This is a genomic window from Pseudomonas sp. ANT_H12B, from assembly GCF_008369325.1.
Lineage (GTDB): Bacteria > Pseudomonadota > Gammaproteobacteria > Pseudomonadales > Pseudomonadaceae > Aquipseudomonas.
The window spans coordinates 142,762-163,429 of the sequence record NZ_VOBI01000006.1 but is presented as its reverse complement, the minus strand read 5'-3'; the positions used below and the strand labels follow the sequence as shown (position 1 = coordinate 163,429).

The 20,668-nt window shown below is 59.7% G+C and carries 19 protein-coding genes and 1 pseudogene; 15 read left to right on the top strand and 5 right to left on the bottom strand.

Annotation, left to right across the window (positions count from 1 at the left end; translation table 11 throughout):
* Positions 1-391: 391 nt before the first annotated feature.
* The gene (locus FQ185_RS11860) at positions 392-1,330 is read right to left on the bottom strand and encodes an NAD-dependent epimerase/dehydratase family protein (protein ID WP_149417604.1); all 939 of its coding nucleotides are present in this window, start codon (positions 1,328-1,330) and stop codon (positions 392-394) included.
* A gap of 406 nt (positions 1,331-1,736) precedes the next feature.
* Here FQ185_RS11860 and FQ185_RS11855 point away from each other — a divergent pair.
* The 4 genes and pseudogenes from FQ185_RS11855 to fabF form a co-directional block, all read left to right on the top strand.
* Positions 1,737-2,050: pseudogene (locus FQ185_RS11855) on the top strand (polysaccharide biosynthesis protein); the annotation flags it as partial.
* 112 nt (positions 2,051-2,162) lie between these two features.
* Positions 2,163-2,498, top strand: coding sequence for a helix-hairpin-helix domain-containing protein (locus tag FQ185_RS11850; protein WP_149417603.1), 336 nt, complete (start codon positions 2,163-2,165; stop codon positions 2,496-2,498).
* 208 nt (positions 2,499-2,706) lie between these two features.
* Complete coding sequence (locus FQ185_RS11845) at positions 2,707-3,501, top strand: SDR family oxidoreductase (RefSeq protein WP_149417602.1); 795 nt, start codon at positions 2,707-2,709, stop codon at positions 3,499-3,501.
* Positions 3,502-3,533: 32 nt separating this feature from the next.
* Positions 3,534-4,808 carry a beta-ketoacyl-ACP synthase II gene (gene fabF, locus FQ185_RS11840; RefSeq protein WP_149417601.1) on the top strand — a complete coding sequence of 425 codons (1,275 nt, stop codon included), beginning with the start codon at positions 3,534-3,536 and terminating at the stop codon, positions 4,806-4,808.
* Here the strand turns inward: fabF and FQ185_RS11835 are convergent.
* Positions 4,805-5,362, bottom strand: coding sequence for a TetR/AcrR family transcriptional regulator (locus FQ185_RS11835; RefSeq protein ID WP_149417600.1), 558 nt, complete (start codon positions 5,360-5,362; stop codon positions 4,805-4,807). The two genes, fabF and FQ185_RS11835, sit on opposite strands and share 4 nt — an antisense overlap.
* A gap of 175 nt (positions 5,363-5,537) precedes the next feature.
* Between FQ185_RS11835 and FQ185_RS11830 the strand changes: the two genes are divergently transcribed.
* Positions 5,538-6,191, top strand: a complete 654-nt coding sequence (locus tag FQ185_RS11830) for a GntR family transcriptional regulator (RefSeq protein ID WP_149417599.1) — start codon at positions 5,538-5,540, stop codon at positions 6,189-6,191.
* Positions 6,192-6,206: 15 nt separating this feature from the next.
* On the top strand, positions 6,207-7,058 hold the full coding sequence (locus tag FQ185_RS11825; protein WP_149417598.1) for a DUF1989 domain-containing protein: 852 nt from the start codon (positions 6,207-6,209) through the stop codon (positions 7,056-7,058).
* Positions 7,059-7,103: 45 nt separating this feature from the next.
* Here the strand turns inward: FQ185_RS11825 and FQ185_RS11820 are convergent, their stop codons facing one another.
* Entirely contained in the window at positions 7,104-7,271 is a 168-nt protein-coding gene (locus FQ185_RS11820; protein ID WP_020796133.1) for a DUF2897 family protein, read from the bottom strand.
* A gap of 139 nt (positions 7,272-7,410) precedes the next feature.
* Positions 7,411-8,775 carry an ethanolamine permease gene (eat, locus tag FQ185_RS11815; protein ID WP_149417597.1) on the bottom strand — a complete coding sequence of 455 codons (1,365 nt, stop codon included), beginning with the start codon at positions 8,773-8,775 and terminating at the stop codon, positions 7,411-7,413.
* Between the two features lie 406 nt (positions 8,776-9,181).
* On the opposite strand from eat, the gene kdpF reads away from it, so the two are divergent.
* The 6 genes from kdpF to FQ185_RS11780 all read left to right on the top strand — a co-directional run bounded on the left by kdpF (position 9,182) and on the right by FQ185_RS11780 (position 17,276).
* Positions 9,182-9,271 (top strand): K(+)-transporting ATPase subunit F, encoded by a 90-nt coding sequence (gene kdpF / locus FQ185_RS11810; RefSeq protein WP_007899818.1) that lies wholly within the window; start codon positions 9,182-9,184, stop codon positions 9,269-9,271.
* An 8-nt stretch (positions 9,272-9,279) separates the two neighbouring features.
* Positions 9,280-10,983, top strand: a complete 1,704-nt coding sequence (gene kdpA / locus FQ185_RS11805) for a potassium-transporting ATPase subunit KdpA (protein WP_149417596.1) — start codon at positions 9,280-9,282, stop codon at positions 10,981-10,983.
* Between the two features lie 18 nt (positions 10,984-11,001).
* On the top strand, positions 11,002-13,059 hold the full coding sequence (kdpB, locus tag FQ185_RS11800) for a potassium-transporting ATPase subunit KdpB (protein ID WP_149417595.1): 2,058 nt from the start codon (positions 11,002-11,004) through the stop codon (positions 13,057-13,059).
* 157 nt (positions 13,060-13,216) lie between these two features.
* Positions 13,217-13,762 (top strand): potassium-transporting ATPase subunit KdpC, encoded by a 546-nt coding sequence (gene kdpC, locus FQ185_RS11795; RefSeq protein WP_149417594.1) that lies wholly within the window; start codon positions 13,217-13,219, stop codon positions 13,760-13,762.
* A 136-nt stretch (positions 13,763-13,898) separates the two neighbouring features.
* On the top strand, positions 13,899-16,550 hold the full coding sequence (locus FQ185_RS11785; protein WP_149417592.1) for a sensor histidine kinase KdpD: 2,652 nt from the start codon (positions 13,899-13,901) through the stop codon (positions 16,548-16,550).
* Positions 16,551-16,586: 36 nt separating this feature from the next.
* The gene (locus FQ185_RS11780; RefSeq protein ID WP_149417703.1) at positions 16,587-17,276 is read left to right on the top strand and encodes a response regulator; all 690 of its coding nucleotides are present in this window, start codon (positions 16,587-16,589) and stop codon (positions 17,274-17,276) included.
* 34 nt (positions 17,277-17,310) lie between these two features.
* Here FQ185_RS11780 and FQ185_RS11775 read toward each other — a convergent pair whose 3' ends face one another.
* Positions 17,311-18,357, bottom strand: a complete 1,047-nt coding sequence (locus FQ185_RS11775) for a patatin-like phospholipase family protein (RefSeq protein WP_149417591.1) — start codon at positions 18,355-18,357, stop codon at positions 17,311-17,313.
* 222 nt (positions 18,358-18,579) lie between these two features.
* On the opposite strand from FQ185_RS11775, the gene FQ185_RS11770 reads away from it, so the two are divergent.
* The 3 genes from FQ185_RS11770 to FQ185_RS11760 all read left to right on the top strand — a co-directional run bounded on the left by FQ185_RS11770 (position 18,580) and on the right by FQ185_RS11760 (position 20,667).
* Entirely contained in the window at positions 18,580-18,858 is a 279-nt protein-coding gene (locus tag FQ185_RS11770) for a hypothetical protein (protein WP_045058957.1), read from the top strand.
* A 45-nt stretch (positions 18,859-18,903) separates the two neighbouring features.
* Positions 18,904-19,671: a CHAD domain-containing protein gene (locus FQ185_RS11765; protein ID WP_149417590.1), complete on the top strand. Its 768-nt coding sequence runs from the start codon at positions 18,904-18,906 to the stop codon at positions 19,669-19,671.
* Between the two features lie 198 nt (positions 19,672-19,869).
* Entirely contained in the window at positions 19,870-20,667 is a 798-nt protein-coding gene (locus tag FQ185_RS11760; protein WP_149417589.1) for an acyl-CoA thioesterase II, read from the top strand.
* The last annotated feature ends 1 nt before the right edge of the window (position 20,668 follow it).

The window sequence follows — 20,668 nt, the reverse complement described above, 5'->3', positions numbered from 1 at the left end:
CACCTGTCTTTCATGGGGCTCGTTCAAAGGGTAGGGAAGGTGATGCTTTGCAAGAGGGGTTACAAAGTTAATGTCGATCGAGTAATTAAAGTTTATTTGAGCTAAGTGAGCTCGGATTGTATTGAGGCCCTGCAACAGCCATGACTAAAGAAAATACCCGGTGTCGAATTATGTAGGGTATTTTCGCATTGGCTGAGTGCAAGGCGATGCGCTTGACCAAACCAGTTTTTTTATATCTTCCACTTCTGAATATCAGCTTATGTGCATACGCGATGCAAGGTGTCCCCGCTCCTTATCGTCATCGTGAAAATATGAAGAGGTAGGACCGTTGATTTGAAAAGCGTCAGAAGCTAAGTTTTCACGTAATCTGGGTTCGGTCTTATTCAAGAATTCAACAAGTCTCTGTACCCAACAGCCGGGCTAATCCAACCTTCATCGGTGTCTGCTTGGAGAGTTGAAATCTTTCAAGTAGCCGTTGGTTATTTGCCCGCGAGTGGCGAATATCTCCGGAGCGCGCCGAACCATAGCTCACTGGTGGCAGTTGTCCTACTACCTCGGCCAATGTTTCCAGCATCTGATTGAGTGTGGTGGCTTGATTCATTCCGACGTTGATTGCGCCCACTTCGACCTGCGGTGCTTCGATGGCTTGCACCAACACCTTTACCAAATCTTCTACATAAACAAAGTCTCGGGTTTGTTCACCGTCGCCGAAGACTGTAATGGGTAGACCTTTATGTGCCCGCTCACTGAAAATACTAATCACCCCCGAGTACGGTGACGAAGGGTCTTGGCGTGGGCCAAAGATGTTGAAAAAACGGAAAACGACCGGCTCGAGAGCGTGCTGGCGTCGGTAGAAGTCGAAGTAATACTCGCTTGCTAGTTTGTCCGAGGCATATGGTGTTAAAGGCGCCTTAGGGGTTTCCTCGTCGATAGCTTGCTCTTCTCCATTGTTGCCGTATACCGCGGCACTCGAGGCAAATACCACGCGTTTGACTTCAGCTTGGCGCATAGCTTCGCAGACGTTCAAGCTACCTATAAAGTTGCTCTGGTGGGTGCGTACAGGATCGTCCACTGAGGCTTGGACCGAAGCCACTGCAGCTAAATGTACAACTGCCCGACAACCTATCATGACCCGCGCAACCAAAGCGGCATTGGCGACATCGCCTTCGACAAATTCGACGTGTGGGTTTTCTTGCGGCAGGTTGCTGCGCTTTCCGGTGGACAAGTCATCGAGAATTCGCACTGCGTAGCCCTTGGCGAGCAAAGCGTCGGTCAGATGAGAGCCAATAAAACCGGCACCGCCGGTGATTAAAATAGGGGCGTTAGCCATGATGGTAAACCTATCAAATGATGTCGGGGTGTTGTGCCGTGAAATACGCAGTTTTTTGCGAGCGGAGCCAGATACAGTGGCTCTTGGGTGATGTAGGGCTGTATGGTTCTCTGATGCTCAGCGAGAGTAAGTGTCCCATAACGACGCTACGCAATCGAGTCGTGTTTGTGTTCAAACGGTCTTTCCGCGTTCGTTCTCCCTGGTTTAGGAGGATTGACGCCAGTGCGGTATTGACGCGCTGATAGAGCTGAGTCTTGCTCGCTCCGTGCCTTTAAAGCGTTTGCAGTAGTGAGATACGTTTTGGTAACTCGACGTGCACGACAGTGCAAAGTTCTCTGCCAACGTCCAGATCAGGATGATAATGTTTTGGCCCTGCTGTATCTGCGCTGTCCGAGGCCGCTTATATTTGAGTGTCCGCTCAGACAAAAGCTGCGAGGTGACATTGCCATCGAGTTCGCAGGTTTCGCCCAGAAAAAACTCTACGAGGAGTTGCTGATTGGCGACAACGTGTCAGCGACCCGGCATCCGATGATCATGAGCGCCAACGAAGATCATCTGCCCTGGGATGTGCTCAAGGGTCGCCTGAGGGAATTGTTGGTTGCAGTCGATCAGGACGATTACTCTCGCGTTCGTCAACTCTTGCGCGAAACCGTCAGCGGGTACACACCCGACGGCGACATCGTCGACTGGATCTACCAGCAACGTCGCCTCGAGCCCTGATTGTTTCACATCCTGCAACAGACACATTTTTGACAAGCTCCACCCATCGCCTAAGTTTGAGAGGCAGCTTCGGAAAAGCTGCTTTCTCAATCGATGTCATGGAGCGTCATTTATGCGTACTGGCTATTTCTACTCTCTGGTTTTCGCCCTGCTTACCAGCGCCTCTATTGCGGCCACTGCTGCGCCAGCAGCCAAGCCAGAGGCTGGTAATTCACCTTTGGTGATGGAAGTCTCTCCCAAGGCACAGTCCGGCAAGATTGATCTGAATGGGGCCGATGCACCGACCCTGCAGCGCGAGTTGTCGGGTGTGGGAGAGGCCAAGGCCAAGGCGATTGTTGCTTATCGTGAGAGTAATGGGCCATTTGCGTCAGTGGACGAGTTGCTTGAGGTGAAGGGAATCGGTAAAGCCATTCTGGATAAGAATCGCGAGAAGCTTGAGGTGAACTAAGCTTGTAAGTCAGCGCCAGGGGCCGGTCATTGACCGGCCTTTTTGCATTTTGGCGCGCGCTGCAATGGTGCACCTTTCGTCGAAGCAAGAAAAATTACGGCTATCATATGCTGATAAAATTATGCCTATAATAAATCAATCATCCGCCCGAGCGTGCTAACGCGTCAGGCGCTCGTCTTCCTCTCAAGCCTCTCTCAGGAGCACTGTCATGAATTCTGTCCAGACTCAAGGTACGGCCCTCGTCACCGGGGCTTCTTCCGGCATCGGTGCGATTTACGCCGAGCGGTTGGCGGCGCGTGGTTTTGATTTGTTGTTGGTCGCCCGTGATCAAGAGCGGCTGGACGCGGCGGCGAGCACGTTGCGCACCGAACATGGCGTTCAGGTCGAGGTCCTCAAGGCGGATCTGACCCTTAAGGATGACGTGCTGAAGCTTGAACAACGTCTTCGCAGTGATTCGAGTATCAGCCTGTTGCTGAACAATGCCGGTGTCGCGGCTGATGGTTTGTTGGCTAATTCCGACATGGATCATCTGGATCGTTTGATTCAACTGAACGTCACGACAGTCACGCGGTTGGCATCGGCAGCGGCTGCCAGTTTTGCCAAGGCGGGTCGGGGGACGATTATCAATATCGCGTCGGTGGTGGCGTTGTTCCCTGAGCGCTTCAATGCAACGTACAGCGCCAGCAAGGCTTATGTGTTAAGCCTGACCCAGTCGTTGAACGCCGAGCTGGATGGCACCGGGGTCAAGGTTCAAGCTGTGTTGCCAGGCGTAACACGCACCGAGATCTGGGAACGCTCCGGTATCGACGCTTCCCAAGTTCCGGCGGATATGGTCATGGACGCGGGGGAGATGGTCGACGCAGCGTTGTCCGGTCTGGACCAGGGTGAGCTGATCACCATTCCATCGTTGCCTAACGCCTCTGAGTGGGATGACTTTGTAAAAGCCCGCCTGGTCATGGCACCGAATCTTTCCAAAAGTAAGGCCGCCGCGCGATACACGTGAGGCGTCATGAATCGGCTTGAGGTATTTGCGGTATGAGCGATCGTCGAGTAGTTGTTACGGGCATGGGCCTGGTGTCTCCATTGGGTTCTGGCGTCGAAGCCGTCTGGGAGCGTTTGTTGGCCGGGCGTTCCGGGTTGCGCATTTTGCCGGACGCGGTGGTTGCCGATCTGCCGGCCAAGGTCGGCGGCGTTGTGCCAATGCTGGCTGACGATGCCGAGGCGGGTTTTGACCCGGACCGGGCAACGCCGCCCAAAGAGCAGAAGAAGATGGACCGCTTTATTGTGTTTGCCATGGAGGCGGCGCGTCAGGCGCTGGAGCAGGCCGGTTGGCAAGCAGCGGACGCCAATGCCCAGGAACGTACTGCAACCATTATCGGTTCCGGTGTCGGTGGTTTCGGTGCGATTGCCGACGCGGTGCGCACAACAGACAGCCGTGGGCCGCGACGCTTGTCGCCGTTCACCATTCCTTCATTCCTGGTCAACCTCGCCGCGGGTCATGTGTCGATCCAACACGGTTTCAAGGGCCCATTGGGTGCGCCGGTGACCGCTTGCGCGGCCGGGGTTCAGGCGATTGGCGATGCGGCGCGGCTGATTCGTTGTGGTGAGGCGGATATTGCGGTGTGTGGCGGTGCGGAGGCGGCAATCGATCGTGTCAGTCTCGCTGGGTTCGCGGCTGCTCGTGCCTTGTCCAGCGGCTACAACGACACTCCGGAGCGTGCCTCGCGGCCGTTCGACAGTGGTCGCGATGGCTTTGTCATGGGTGAGGGGGCAGGTCTTCTGGTGATCGAATCCCTGGAACATGCCTTGGCCCGTGGCGCTCAACCGCTGGCGGAGCTGGTCGGTTACGGCACCAGCGCTGACGCCTATCACCTGACTGCGGGGCCCGAGGATGGCAGCGGTGCGCAACGGGCGATGTCGCTGGCGTTGGCCCAGGCGGGCATTTTGGCCTCTCAGGTACAGCATCTGAATGCCCACGCGACTTCGACCCCGGTTGGGGATCTCGGGGAGTTGGCTGCGATCAAAGCGTTGTTCGGCACCGACAACAAGATTGCGGTGACGTCGACCAAATCTGCCACCGGGCATTTGCTCGGCGCGGCGGGCGGGATCGAGGCAATCTTCACGTTGTTGGCGATTCGCGATCAGATCGTGCCGGCGACCCTCAATTTTGAGAACCCGGACCCGGCCGCCCAAGGCGTGGATATTGTTCACGGTCAGGCGCGACCGATGGCCATTGAGTATGCGTTGTCCAACGGCTTCGGCTTTGGTGGAGTCAATGCCAGTGTGCTGTTCAAGCGCTGGCAGGGTTAGTCCCGGGGTTGTTTGAGATAGGCGCCAGTAACGTCGAGAATCCTCTGAGCCAACTCGGGATTCTCGACACTGCGCGACAGCAACAACGCCCCGATCAATGTGGACATGATGAGGATGCTACGGTCGGCGGCGTCTTCGCCTTCAAGCGTGCCTTGCACTTGTTCAAGCCGTGCGTTCAGCACCACATCGGTGGTCGGGCTCTGTTGTCCGCGCAGGCCGAGTTCCGATGACATGGTCGGCAGTGGGCAACCTTCCTGAGGGGACGTTTGGTGCCATTCGGACAAATAGGCGTCGATGAACGCTTCCAGTGGGCGGTCCTGTGAGAAGAGTTCGGCGCAAATGACGTCAACCTGCTCGCCTGCGGCTTGCAAGGCCTTTTCCACCAGTTCGTCCTTGGACTTGAAATGCGAGTAGAAGCCACCGTGGGTCAACCCCAGGGCTTTCATCAGCGGTTGCAAGCCTGTCGCGCCAATGCCATCGCGGCGAAACCGAGCTGAGGCTTCCTTGATGATGCGTTGGTGGGTCTGGGCTTTATGGTCCTGCGAGTAACGCATCTCGAATCTCCGCAACGGTGCGCCATATTAACCAATGAAAATTGGATGGTGACTGTACTTCTACTTCTAAAAAGCATGCAGATGCGTCCAACTTACTCAGGAGACTTCCAGTTACTGGCACGAATAGTGATTACTCATTAAGTAACGATTGTTGAACAATCATGAGGCGATGAGCATGAGCAGCGGACTGTCCCTGGCCGACCACATCACATTGGAGTTGCGCGCTGACATCATCGGCGGTCGGTTGCTGCCCGGCATGGCGCTGGTGGAGAACGACTTGGTGTCTGCCTATAACGCATCCCGCAACACTATTCGCGAAGCGTTACATCGACTGGGTCAGGAAGGTCTGACGCTCTATGTGCGCAACAAAGGCGTGATGGTGCGCAGGTTGGGTGTCGATGACGTTCGGGATTTGTTCAATGTCCGTCGCACCCTGGAATTGCAGGCGATCAGCGTAAGTCAGCCACTGCGCGATTATCAGTCCGACCGGATGCTCGAAGCCCTTGAAGCCACCGAGCTTGCCCGGGAGCGCGAAGACTGGCGCGCCGTTGGCACCCACAGTCTGGCCTTTCATCAACACATCGTCGGGTTGCTGCGCAGTCCGTTGTTTGATGAATTTTTCACCAACGTCGTCGCGCAATTGCGCCTGGTGTTTTGCACCGCTCCCGATGAATCAAGTTTTCAGGCGCCCTGGCTGGCTCGCGATCGGCAAATACATGAGTTGCTGGTCGAGGGTGAAAAACGCTCAGCGGAGGACGCCATGAGCCTTTATCTCGACGATTCCGAACACCTTCTGTTGCAGTTGCTTGCCCCGATGTCCCATCACTGATCGAGGATTCGTGCCATGTACAAAGACTATCCGGCGGCCTATCAAGTCAGCAAAGGTTCGGCCTTGCAGGTGGACAAAGCGTTCTACGAACGGGTCCGCGATGCGAAGGACGGGCGCACATTGATCGAGACATTTGAAGTGCCGATTCGTACCGGTCGAGCCTGGAAGGTGCCGGCCGGGCATGTGTTTCGAGTGACCACGCCGGTCGGGCCGCAAGTCGGCGATTTCAACGTCTGGAATGCCAACGATCCGCGTGAACGTTTGTGGGCCGCGCGGACCCGGCAGTTGCAGGGCGCCCATGTCAGCACCCATGACCGGCTCTGGTCGAATCTGCCTTTTTTACGCCCGTTGGTGACCATCACCGATGACAGCCTGGCCGCTTACGGCATCGACGAACATGGCGGGCGTTTGCACGATTTGCTGGGCACCCGTTGCGATCCCTATGTGAACAAAATGCTCACCGGCGAAGATTTCCATCATCACTGCCACTCGAACCTGACCCGAGCGGTGCTGCCTCATGGGCTGACCGAGTTTGACGTGCATGACGTGCTGAACATTTTTCAGTGCACTGGCCTGAACCACGACGACATGTACTTCATGAAAGCCTGTCCGGCGCAGAAGGGTGACTACCTGGAGTTCTTTGCCGAGATCGATCTGCTGTGTGCACTGTCGACCTGTCCGGGCGGCGATCTGTCGCTGGCGATGTGGGGGCCGGATGCGCAGGATCCGCTAAGCGTGTGTCGTCCGTTGGGAGTGGAGATTTATCGTTTGGAGGATTCGTTGCTTGAGGGCTGGAGCCAGCCTGAGCGTGCTGCATACAAAGGGTTGCATGGCTTGCACATTGCCAAGGCGGATTGGGAAAAGTAGAAACGCAAAACCCTGTCATTCGTTGAGAATGACAGGGTTTTTGTTTTAGCGGTCCTGAGCTTCCTTGGCATCCATTTCCGCATTGCGTTCGGCGACGCGTTTACGTTGCTCATCGGTCAGTTCGACCTTGTGGGCGGTGTCTCGCAACATCATCAACCCGCCAACGATCGAGCCGATTGCAACGACCAGAATCAACCAGGCATACCAGGGCATAGGGCTCTCCTTAAGGGCAGGCCGATCGGCGGGTTTCGCCAATCGATCGTGCATACCACTTTTGAGCGATTAGTGTTCGCACCAGTTCCATCGCAGTCACTCCATTCTATGCCTGATATGACCGCCACACTGCGACAGTTTAGAGCCCGGTCAACATCGCATCCGCCGGCGCATCGGCGCGCAATTGTGCGGTCAGCATGAAATACACAAAACCCACCGCCATGAAGCCGAGAAAGATCACCCCGATCAAGCTGTTGAACCAGGCCATCGCCACCAGGCACACCACTGCCAGCACCAGCGCAATGAATGGCACCAGTGGGTAACACGGCGCACGAAAGGTACGCTCCAGGTTCGGTTCGGTTTTACGCAATTTGAACAGGCTGAGCATGCTCATGATGTACATCACGATCGCCCCGAAGACCGCCATCGTGATCATCGCCGCCGTCAGCGTCATGCCGCCGAGGTTGATCAGACCATCGCTATAAATCGCGGCAATGCCAATCACGCCACCGGCGATGATTGCTCGGTGCGGAGTCTGAAAACGTGACAACTTGGCCAGGGACGCCGGCAGATAACCGGCCCGGGCCAGTGCAAAGAACTGTCGCGAGTAGCCAAGTATGATCCCGTGGAAACTCGCCACCAGGCCGAACAGGCCGATCCATACCAGCATGTGCAACCAGCCCGAGCTTTCGCCGACCACGGTTTTCATGGCTTGTGGCAGCGGATCGTTGATGTTCGACAGCGTGCGCCAGTCGCCGACGCCACCGGCAAAGAACATCACGCCCATCGCCAGCAAAACCAGGGTCAGAATGCCGCTGATGTAGGCCTTCGGAATGGTGCGTTTCGGGTCCTTGGCTTCTTCGGCGGCCATCGCGGCGCCTTCGATGGCCAGGAAAAACCAGATGGCGAATGGAATCGCCGCGAACATCCCGGCAATCGCCGGCGCGCCGAACACGTTGGAACCGGCCCATCCGTTGAGCGCGAAATTGCTGAAGCTGAACGCCGGGGCGACCACGCCCATGAACACCAGCAATTCAGCGACCGCCAGTACGCAGACCACCAGTTCGAAAGTCGCTGCCAGTTTCACCCCGAGAATGTTCAGGCCCATGAACACAATGTAGGCGCCGACGGCGGCGTGTTTGGGATCGAGCGCTGGAAACTGCACGTTTAAATACGCGCCAATCGCCAAGGCAATTGCTGGCGGCGCGAAGACGAATTCGATCAGCGTCGCCAACCCGGCGATCAACCCGCCTTTCTCGCCAAAGGCGCGGCGACTGTAAGCAAAAGGACCGCCAGCATGGGGAATCGCCGTAGTCAGTTCGGTGAAACTGAAGATGAAGCAGGTGTACATGGTGGCGACCATAAACGACGTCACCAGAAAACCGAGCGTACCCGCCACGCCCCAGCCGTAACTCCAGCCGAAGTATTCACCGGAAATCACCAGCCCGACCGCAATGCCCCACAGGTGTAGCGTGCCCAGCGTGGGTTTGAGTTGTGTGTTCATGCGCTTGCTCCCTGAACGGTTTGGAAAGCTTCGGGGGAGGGCGTTTGCAGTGGGCGTGCCAGTGTTGTGATAGCGGTCGTAAAGCGCAAAAAGACGTCGTATCGAGGATGTTCGGTGTTGGATGTGCGTTTTTTATGCTCCAGTTAGGGGCGTCGACGCCTGTTCTGGCGCTATCGCGAGCAGGCTCGCTCCCACATTGGAATGCCGTCGTCCATACAACGTCGAACTCCTGTGGGAGCGAGCCTGCTCGCGATGAGGCCCGCCGGAACACCGCTGTAACAAAGCCATAACCCCACTCTTTACGCTTTCTTTATGCCCAGCCAACACCCTCGATCTCGTTCCTTTACAGCCTTCCTTCCGACAATGACTCCACACGCGGCAATACGCCGTAACACGGAGAACTTCCATGAGCGTTCTGGACGGAGTGTCACTGCTATTGGCAGTGGGGCTGTTCATTTATCTGTTGGTTGCGCTGTTGCGCGCGGACCGGAACTAGGAGCGGCTATGCACAGTTATGACTATTGGCTGATCCTCGCCTTCTTCGCCCTGGTGCTGATACCGGCACCGTTTCTGGGGCGCTTCTACTACAAGGTGATGGAAGGTCAGCGCACCTGGCTTTCGCCGATTCTCGGACCGGTAGAGCGTGGATGTTATCGGGTGGCCGGCGTTGATCCGCAGGCCGAACAGAGCTGGCAGAAATATACCCTGGCCTTGCTCGCCTTCAACCTTGCGGGCTTCTTGCTGTTGTTCGCGATCCTGTTGTTCCAGGATTACTTGCCGCTGAATCCGCAAAACCTGCCGGGTCAAGAGTGGACGCAAGCGTTCAACACCGCCGTCAGCTTCATGACCAACACCAACTGGCAGTCCTACAGCGGCGAAGCGACCCTGAGCTACCTGAGTCAGATGGTCGGCCTCACCGTGCAGAACTTCGTCAGCGCCGCCACTGGCCTCGCCGTGTTGGTAGCGCTGTGTCGCGGTATTGGTCGCAAGTCGAGCAAGACCCTCGGCAACTTCTGGGTCGACATGACCCGCGCCACCCTTTACGGCCTGCTGCCGCTGTGTCTGCTGCTGGCGCTGTATCTGGTCTGGCAGGGCGTGCCGCAAACCTTCGCGCACTATGTGAATGCAGTGACGATGCAAGGCGTCGATCAGGTGATCCCGCTCGGCCCGGCGGCCAGTCAGATTGCGATCAAGCAGCTGGGCACCAACGGCGGCGGCTTCTTCGGCGTCAACTCGGCGCATCCGTTCGAGAACCCGACGGCCTGGAGCAACCTGCTTGAAGTCAGCTCGATCATTCTGATTCCGGTCGCGCTGGTGTTCACCTTCGGCCACTACGTGAAAGACCTGCGTCAGAGCCGGGCGATCATCGCCTGCATGCTGGCGCTGTTTCTGATCGGTGGCGCGACGTCGATGTGGGCCGAATACCAACCAAACCCGACCCTTGCCAACGCCGCCGTCGAACAGACCGCGCCGCTGGAAGGCAAGGAAGCGCGGTTCGGCACCACCGCCACCGTGCTCTGGTCGGTGACCACCACGGCGGCGTCCAACGGCTCGGTCAACGGCATGCATGACAGCCTCAACCCGCTGAGCGGTATGGTCGCGCTGGTCAACATGATGGTCGGCGAAGTGATCTTCGGCGGCGTCGGTGCCGGGCTCTACGGCATGTTACTCAACGTGCTGATCGCGGTGTTCCTTGCGGGCCTGATGATCGGCCGGACCCCGGAGTATCTCGGCAAGAAACTGCAGGCGAAAGAAGTCCAGTTGCTGGTGGTGACCTTGCTGGTGATGCCGGTGGGCGTGCTGGTGCTCAGCGCGATTGCCGCGAGCCTGCCCGGCCCGGTCGCGGCGGTGAGTAACCCTGGCGCTCACGGTTTCAGTCAGTTGCTTTATGCCTACACCTCGGCCAGTGCCAACAACGGTTCGGCGTTCGGCGGCTTCGGTGCCAACACCGCGTTCCACAACCTGATGCTCGGTTTTGGCATGTTGATCGGTCGCTTCGGTTACATCCTCCCGGTACTGGCGTTGGCCGGCAGCCTGGCGATGAAGAAAACCGCACCGATTGGCCAGAACAGCTTCCCGACCCATGGCCCGCTGTTCGTGACGTTGTTGACCGTGACCATTTTGCTGGTGGGTGGCCTGACCTTCCTGCCGACATTGGCGCTGGGTCCTATTGCTGAACATTTGAGTATGGCTGCCCTTCCTAAATAAGGAGCTAAGGAATCCATCATGAATATGCCTGTAAGCAAAACCGCCGTCGCCAAAGCGCCGGAACAACCGAAAACCGCGATCTCGGCCCTGTGGCGCCCGGCGCTGGTGCAAGCCTTCGTCAAGCTCGACCCACGGCAATTGCAGCGTGCGCCGGTGATGCTGGTGGTCGAACTGACCGCGATCCTGACCACCGTGCTGTGCTTCATTCCCGACCCGGCGGTGCCGACCTTCGTCGCGGCGCAAATCGCCCTGTGGCTGTGGTTCACCGTGCTGTTCGCCAACTTCGCCGAAGCGCTGGCCGAGGGTCGCGGCAAGGCCCGCGCCGACAGCCTGAAGGCCGGTAGCGAAGGCCTGAGTGCTCGGCGCAAGACCAGCAACGACGTCTTTCAAGTCGTGCCGGCCACCACCCTGCGAAAAGGTGATGTGGTGCGCGTCGAAGCGGGGGAGATGATTCCCGGTGACGGCGAGGTGATTGAAGGCATCGCGGCAGTCAACGAAGCGGCAATTACCGGTGAATCTGCGCCAGTGATTCGTGAATCCGGCGGCGACCGTTCGGCCGTTACCGGCAACACTCGCCTGGTGTCCGACTGGCTGTTGGTGCGCATCACCGCCAACCCTGGCGAGTCGACACTCGACCGCATGATCGCCCTGGTCGAAGGCGCCAAACGCCAGAAAACCCCGAACGAAGTGGCGCTCGACATCCTGCTGATCGGCCTGACCCTGATCTTTCTGCTGGTGGTCGTTACCCTGCAACCGTTCGCCCACTTCGCCAACGGCAGCCTGCCGCTGGTGTTCCTGGCGGCGTTATTGGTCACGCTGATTCCGACCACCATCGGCGGTCTGTTGTCGGCCATCGGTATCGCCGGGATGGACCGTCTGGTGCGCCTGAACGTGATTGCCAAGTCCGGCCGCGCCGTGGAAGCGGCGGGGGACGTGCACGTTCTGCTGCTGGACAAGACCGGCACCATCACCTTCGGTAACCGTCGTTGCACCGCGGTTTACGCGGCGCCTGGTGTCACCGCGAGGGAACTCGCCGAAGGTGCGTTATTCGCCTCGTTGGCGGACGACACCGCTGAAGGTAAATCCATCGTCGAATACCTGCGCGGCACTCAGCCACAACCTGAGCCATCCACCGAGCTGCTGACCGCCGTGCCGTTCAGTGCCGAGACGCGCCTGTCCGGTGTCGACTATCAGGGCCGCGTTTATCGCAAAGGCGCCGTGGATTCGCTGCTGGCCTTCGTCGGCCTGAAACGCGCCGATCTCGCTGCGCCACTGTCCCGGGAAATCGACAAGATCGCCCAGAGCGGCGGCACCCCGTTGCTGGTTTGCGCCGACGGTAAATTGCTCGGCGCGATCCACCTCAAGGACGTGGTCAAGCCCGGCATCCGCGAGCGTTTCGCCGAGCTGCGCAAACTGGGGATTCGCACGGTCATGGTGACCGGCGACAACCCCCTGACCGCCGCAGCGATTGCCGCCGAAGCGGGTGTCGATGACGTGCTGGCCGAGGCCACGCCGGAGAAGAAACTGGCGCGCATCCGTCACGAACAGAACGACGGTCGTCTGGTTGCCATGTGTGGCGACGGCGCCAACGACGCCCCGGCCCTGGCGCAGGCAGACGTCGGCATGGCGATGAACGACGGCACACAAGCGGCGCGCGAAGCGGCGAACATGGTCGACCTCGACAGCGACCCGACCAAGCTGCTGGACGTGGTGCAGATCGGCAAGGAATTGCTGGTGACCCGAGGTGCGCTGACGACGTTTTCCATTGCTAACGACGTGGCCAAATACTTCGCGATTTTGCCGGCGCTGTTTGCCTCGATCTACCCGCAACTGGGCGTGCTGAACGTCATGCACTTGAGCAGTCCGCAGAGCGCGATTCTGTCGGCGATTGTGTTCAATGCCTTGATCATTGTGGTGCTGATTCCGTTGGCATTGCGCGGTGTGCGGGTGCAGGCCGCGAGCGCTGCAGCGTTGTTGCGACGCAATCTGCTGATCTACGGGGTGGGCGGGATTCTGGTGCCATTTGTGGGTATCAAGGCGATCGACATGCTGTTGACGGCGTTGCATCTGGTTTGACCCTGAATGGCGGTGTGTCAGACACGCCGCCATCGCGGGCAAGCCCGCTCCCACAGTGAACTGTGGTGCTTTTGTGGGAGCGGGCTTGCCCGCGATGAATACACCGCGATGAGTCTGAACGAACGCGGTAGTGATCTCTGAATTCGAGGATTTTGAAATGTCCACAATGATACGTCCGGCTCTGAGCCTGCTGGTGCTGATGACCCTGATCACCGGCGTCGCCTACCCCTTGGTGGTTACCGGCATTGCCCAGGTCGCTTTCCCGGACCAGGCCAATGGCAGCCTGGTACACGACGCCGACGGCAAGGTCCGTGGCTCATCGCAGATTGCCCAGGATTTCGTCGGTGACGCCTGGTTCCACCCACGGCCATCGGCCGGCGCTTTCGCCACTGTGTCGAGCAGTGCCAGCAACCTGTCGCCAAGCAACCCGGCCCTGGCCACTCGCGTGATCGACGACGCCAACAAACTGCTGGTGCCAGGCCAGGGGCCGGTGCCGTTGGCGATGCTGACCACCTCCGGCAGCGGGCTCGATCCACACTTGCCACCGGCCGCGATTGCCTATCAACTGGCGCGAGTTGCGGCCGCGCGCAATCTGCCGGTGTCTACGCTTGCCCAACTGATGGAGGCGCACATCGAGCAGCCGCTCGTTGGTCCACCGGTGGTGAATGTGCTGGCGCTGAACATGGCGCTGGAAAACCTGTAGAAGATGATCGTTCCCACGCTCTGCGTGGGAATGCATCAACGGACGCTCCGCGTTCGGCTCTGAAGGGGACGCGGAGCGTCCCGGGCTGCATTCCCACGCGGAGCGTGGGAACGATCAATTAGAGAGAACTTCAAGCATGAGTGATTCCGGCCGCGCCGACGCGCTGTTAGCAGATCTACCCCGGGATGGCCGTGGCCGGCTCAAGGTGTTCCTCGGCGCCGCACCCGGTGTCGGCAAGACCTACGCCATGCTGCAAGCGGCCCACACCCAACTGCGCCAGGGCGTGAAAGTCATTGCCGGCGTGGTCGAAACCCATGGCCGCGCCGAAACCGAAGCGCTGCTAGGTGGCTTGCCCCAGCAGCCGTTGGTGCGCTCGGAATACCGTGGCGTGATGCTCGAAGAAATGGACCTCGACGGCCTGCTCGCCGCCCAGCCGAAACTGGTGCTGGTCGACGAACTGGCGCACACCAACGCCCCCGGCAGCCGCCACGCCAAGCGCTGGCAAGACATTCAGGAACTGCTCGCCGCTGGCATCGACGTCTTCACCACGGTCAACGTTCAGCACCTGGAAAGTCTCAACGATCAAGTGCGCGGGATCACCGGCGTGCAGGTTCGCGAAACCCTGCCGGACTGGGTCCTGCAAGAAGCCTTTGAGCTGTTGCTGATTGACCTGCCGCCGCGCGAACTGCTTGAGCGTCTGCGCGATGGCAAGGTCTACGTGCCCGAGCAGGCGAGGGCGGCCATCGATGCATTCTTCACCCAGACCAACCTCACGGCGCTACGCGAACTGGCGATGCAAACCGCCGCGGCCCAGGTCGATAACGACCTGGCCCAGGGGTATCGCCAATTGGGGCAAGCTGCGCCGGCGGTGCGTGGTCGTTTGCTGGTCGGCGTCGATGGCGATGCCCAGGCCGAGCGCCTGGTGCGTCACGCCAGTCGTGTCGCCCAGCGTCGGCATCTGCCATGGAGCCTGGTGCACGTGGACAACGGCAGCGTGCGCGACGAGCAGTCTCGTCTGCGCCTGCAAAGCGCCCAGCAACTGGCCGAACGGCTCGGCGGCGAAGTGGTTTTGTTGCGGGCCGGCGAGGTGGCGAAAACCTTGATCCAACACGCCGCCGAACGCCGCGCCAGTCTGGTGCTGGTGGGCCAGTCCCGGCAGCGTTTGCGTCGGCGGTTGTTTGGTGGTGGGTTGGCGTCACGCTTGCTGCGCGATGCTCGCGGACTGGAAATCAACGTCCTCGACAGCGATCACGAACAACACCCGCCACGCCAGCGTTCGGCGCAGGCGTTGGTCTGGTTTGACTACGCATTGGCCGTGGTCGCTACGATTTTGGCCAGTGCTTTGGCCTGGGCAGTGGCAAGTGTTTTGCCGCTGCCGAACATCTCGCTGGTATTCCTCGCTGCCGTTCTGCTGGTGGCGGTGCGAAGCAGTCTCGGCCCGGCACTGGCCTGTGCGGCGCTGTCGTTTCTGACCTATGACTTCCTGTTCATCCCGCCTAACTTCTCCTTCAGCATCCAGCGCGAAGAAGACGTGCTGACCTTGCTGTTTTTCCTGCTGATGGCGGCGCTGACCGGTAATCTCGCAGCGCGGCAACGGCGCCAGTTGCAAGCGTTGCGCGACACTCAGGAAGAGACCACCGAGCTGCTCGACCTGTCGCGCAAACTCACGGCCGCTACCGATCGCCAGGCGGTGGTCAGCGCCGCCGCCCAGCACCTCAACGGCTGGAGCGATCTGCAACTGTGCCTGCTCAATCACGATGGCCAGGGTGGCTGGAAAGTCGAGACCGGCGGTCCGCTTGAGTTCTCCGAAGCCGAACGCGCCGCCGCGGATTGGGCCTGGCAACACGATCAACCGGCGGGCGCGGGTACCGGCACGCTACCGTTGGGACGCTGGTGGTGGTGGCCGTTGTCGGTGGAAGACGGGCCGCTGGCGTTGCTCGGCGTGTGCGCCAAAGAAGGCCAGACCTTGAGCGGTCAGCGCCGCCGTTTGCTCACCGCATTGAGTCAGCCGCTGGCCCAGGCGCTGGCGCGAGCGCAGTTGGCCGAGGACCTGGAAGCGGCGCGGCTGCATGGCGAAACCGAGCAACTGCGCAGCGCTTTGCTGGCCTCGGTGTCCCACGATCTGCGCACGCCGCTGACGTCCATGCGCGGCAGCATCGACAGCCTGTTGGCCCTGGGTGAAGCCATCCCGCTGGAGGATCGCCGCGAACTGCTCGAAGGCACTCGCGATGAAGCCGAGCGCCTCGATCGCTACATTCAAAACCTGCTGGACATGACCCGCCTCGGTCACGGCGCCTTGAAGCTGGCGCGGGACTGGGTGTCGCCGGCCGACATCGTTGGCAGTGCACTCAATCGCCTGCGCGCGGTGCTGGCGCCGTTGCAGGTCAGCACCGATGTACCGGCGCAGTTGCCGCTGCTCTTTGTCCATGCCGCGCTGATCGAACAGGCGCTGGTCAATGTGCTGGAAAACGCCGCGCGGTTTTCACCGTCTCACGGGCGCCTGCAATTGTGCGCAGGGGCCGACGACAGCGAGCTGTTTTTCTCGGTCAGCGACGAGGGGCCGGGGATACCGGAAGAGGAGCGGGCGAAGATTTTCGACATGTTCTACACCGCCGCGCGCGGTGATCGGGGCGGGCAGGGCACCGGGTTGGGGTTGGCGATTTGTCAGGGCATGGTCGGTGCTCATGGCGGGCGGATCAGCGTCGCCGACGGCATCGAGGGACGCGGCACCTGCATCACCCTTCACTTGCCGTTGCAGGAACAGCCGGGGTTGGAAAGTGAAGCCTGATACCCTTTGGATATCTCCATGCTGCGATCAGAAACCATGAGCCAGACCGCGACCATTTTGGTCATCGATGACGAACCGCAGATCCGCAAATTCCTGCGCATCAGCCTCGCCTCCCAAGGCTACAAAGTGCTGGAAGCCGGTACCGGCACCGAAGGCCTGGCGCAGGCGGCGCTGAACAAGCCGGACCTGCTGGTGCTCGACCTCGGTTTGCCGGACATGGACGGCCAGCAAGTGCTGCGTGAGTTCCGTCAATGGTCGACGGTGCCGGTGCTGGTGCTCTCGGTGCGCGCCAGTGAAGGGCAGAAAGTCGAGGCCCTGGACGGCGGCGCCAACGACTACGTGACCAAGCCCTTCGGTATTCAGGAGTTCCTTGCGCGGGTGCGTGCGTTGCTGCGTCAGGTCCCGGCGGGAGAAGCCCAACAAGCGGCGCTGACGTTCGGCCCGTTGACCGTGGACCTGGCGTATCGCCGGGTGCTGCTCGATGGCACCGAAGTGGCGTTGACCCGCAAGGAATACGCAGTGCTGGCGCAACTGGCGCGGCATCCGGGGCGGGTCATTACCCAGCAGCAACTGCTCAAGGACATCTGGGGGCCGACCCATACCGAAGACAGTCACTATTTGCGGATTGTGGTCGGGCATTTGCGGCAGAAGCTGGCGGATGATCCGACTCAACCGCGGTTTATCGTGACCGAGGCGGGGGTAGGGTATCGATTGCTTGATGCTTGATCGTTCCCACGCAGAGCGTGGGAACGATCGCCTTTCAAGAATCCCGCTTCTGCTCATTCTCATACCGATCCAGCGTGTCGCGCGCAATCTCCCGCCCTAGCGCGATCAGCTCCGGTGCTTTATAGAACTCGAAAAACCGGCACACGCGCTTCGGCACGTTGATCAAGATATCCGGCGGATACCCGGCGATTTTGTACTGCGCCAATGAGGTCTGCATCACCTCGAAACTCTGGTTGATCAGGTCCAGCAAGGACGCCGGCCCGACGTTGTCGATGATGAAAGAACCGGTGGCGGACTTCGGCGCGCCGTCGCGTTCAGGGGCGGCTGCCGGCTGCTGGGCTTCGGGTTCGGCGGATTCGACCCAAGGGTTGATCTCGGCTGCCTCTGCCATCAACGCTTCCTTTTCCAGCAGCAGCAATTGTTCCGCCTGCTTGCGACGGAAAGGCAATTTAGAACCGAGCGAGTTGATCAGGCTGTCGAAACGGGTCTTGAACGCCGCCGGGCGCTGGATCACCGGCAATTGATAGTGGCGCTGGTTGGTGGAGTTGAGGTTGACCGCGATGATCAGGTCGCAATGGCTCGACACCACTGGCACGATCGGTAAAGGGTTGAGGATACCGCCGTCCACCAGCATGCGATTGCCCTGCATCACCGGGGTAAACAGGCTGGGAATCGCTGCCGAGGCGCGCATGGCCTGGTGCAGACAGCCTTCCTGGAACCAGATTTCCTGCTGGTTGGTCAGGTCAGTGGCCACTGCCGTGTAGGGAATGCGCAGGTCTTCGATATTGATCTCACCGACGATCTTGCGGATCTGCCCGAACACTTTCTCCCCGCGAATCGCGCCCAGACGAAAACTGACGTCCACCAGGCGCAAGACGTCGAGGTAGTCCAGACTCTCGATCCAGTCGCGATAATCATTGAGTTTGCCGGCAGCGTAGATCCCGCCGACCACGGCGCCCATGGAACAACCGGCAATGCAGGCGATGTCATAGCCACGTCGCTCAATCTCTTCAATGACCCCGATATGGGCATAGCCCCGGGCCCCGCCAGAGCCCAGCACCAGTGCGACACGCTTTTTCATGAATCGCCCTCGTCTGACAAGGTTCAACAATGCACCCATCAAGGGGCGCGCTTCAATCGCTAAGGTCGCTCGGTGGGGGAAGGCGTCGTTTTTTCGACATTCAACGGCGGCAGATGGGTATTCTCTCAGGCGCTAGCGTTTCTGCTGCGGGGCCAAGGCACTTTTCACGCATCAGACCGTCTTACCTGCATAACTGTTTACCTATTTTTTGAGGTGTGAGTGATGAAAGCCTGGATCTGTGTGCCTTTGATTGCCCTGGCACTCGCCGGTTGTGCCGGTAAAACTGCTTACCGTGACAGCTGCGGTAGCGGGATCGATGCCGCGTGGCATGAGCTGGACCTGGCCAAGGCTGAAGGTTTTGCCGGGACCGTCAGTTACTCCAAGGCCCTGTCGTTGCTGACCGGCGCCAAGACCCAACAGCAATTCGAAGCGTTTGAGGGCTGCACCAAGAAGGCCGAGAAGGCGCGTTTCTACATTCGTGAGTCGCGCGCCGGGCGTTGAGGCGTGATGTAGGCAATAGGGGAAATTCGATTCAGGGAGCAAGTGATGTCTGGCTTGGTTGATCGGTTGGTGGCTCGAGTCCTGGGCCTGGAAGTTCGGCTGCTGGCCTGTCAGGCGCGCTTGAGTGCGCGCACCGACCCTGAAGCCTTGCATGACCTGCGCACCACGGTTCGCCGATTGCGCAGTCTGTTGCGGCCATTGCGCGGCTTGCCGGGGGTTGAACAGCTGGAAGCGGCGGCCTCCGGGGTCGGCGACCTGACCACACCGTTGCGCGATCGCGAAGTGCTGGCGGCGTACTTGCTGCAGCACGATCAACCCGAGGCCGCGCAACGGCGTATGGCACAGATGGCCGAGGCTTATCCGGTGGTATCGGTGAGCCCGGAGCTGGCGCAGTTGCTGATGATCCTTGATGCCTTTCCGCGTTTTCTGCGGGCCTCCCAGCGTCAGGGCTTGCTCAAGGGCTTGCGCAAACGCATCGAGAAGCGTCTGGCCAAGCAATGGAAGAAACTCGACCAGGCTTTGCATGATCCTGCCCATGATCGCCATCGTCTGCGCCTGCTGATCAAGCGCGTGCGCTATGGCATCGAAGCCTATCCCGAACTCGATCGATTGCCGAAAGCGGCGATGCCCCGATTGAAGTCGGCACAGGGCGCCCTGGGTGATTGGCATGATTGCTGGCAATGGTTGGCCAAAGCCGAACAGGAAGCTGATTTGCAGCCCTGCATCGCCCTCTGGAAAACCACCATGGCCAAGGCCGAAAGCCGCGCCGACCGCGTCCTCGACAAACTCAGCGCCTCTTGCTTCAAATCCTGAGAACGCTGCAAAACGAATGGGCCTGATCACCACCCGGTGTGGGCAAGCCCGCTCCCGCATTAGTTTGATGTTTAACAGGGAACGTGTGTTCGAGCCAAGCGCGGCTCTTCTGTCAGTACTTTTGGCCGGAATAAGCGCTGTGCCGTCCTCAACGGCTGGTTAAGATCCCTTCATCCTTTTCCTGCCTTAGAGGTTTTTATGCGCTTTTCCGATCTGCTCGATGCTGTCCGCAGCCAGCCGCTGGAGCTGTCTATCCCGGCCGAATGGGCTCAGGGGCGGGCCAGTTTCGGTGGCCTGGTGGCCGCCTTGCAGTACGAAGCCATGCGCGCAAAGGTTCCGGCGGATCGTCCGGTACGCTCGCTGGCAATCACCTTCGTCGGGCCGGTCGAGCCTGAAGTGCCGGTCAGTTTCGAAGTCGATGTGTTGCGCGAAGGCAAGGCTGTCAGCCAGGTGCTGGGCCGAGCGATGCAGAAAGGCCAGGTGGTGACGTTGGTCCAGGGCAGCTTCGGCGCCTCGCGACCGTCGGAAGTGGCAGTGACGGCCGAGCCTGCACCCGAAATGAAGCACTGGGACGACTGCCAGGAACTGCCTTACCTCAAAGGCGTGACCCCGGAATTCATGCGTCACTTAGCCATGCGCTGGAGCGTCGGCGGTCTGCCGTTCACCGGCAACAAATCCCGCGAGATGGGTGGCTGGGTGCGCTTGCGTGGGGATGTGAAGGAAGAGGCCGTCAGTGAATCGCATATTCTGGCGCTGGTGGACGCCTGGCCGCCGGCGCTGTTGCCGCATCTGAAGAAACCGGCAATGGGCAGCACGCTGACCTGGACCATCGAGTTCGTTCAGCCGTTGCTTGAGTTGAGCACGCTGAACTGGTGCAAATACTTCGTCGAAATCGAGCATGCCGCCGACGGCTACGGTCACGCGGCCGCGAAGCTGTGGAGCGCGGACGGTCAGTTGATTGCCATGAGCCGGCAGACCGTGACGATTTTCGCCTGAA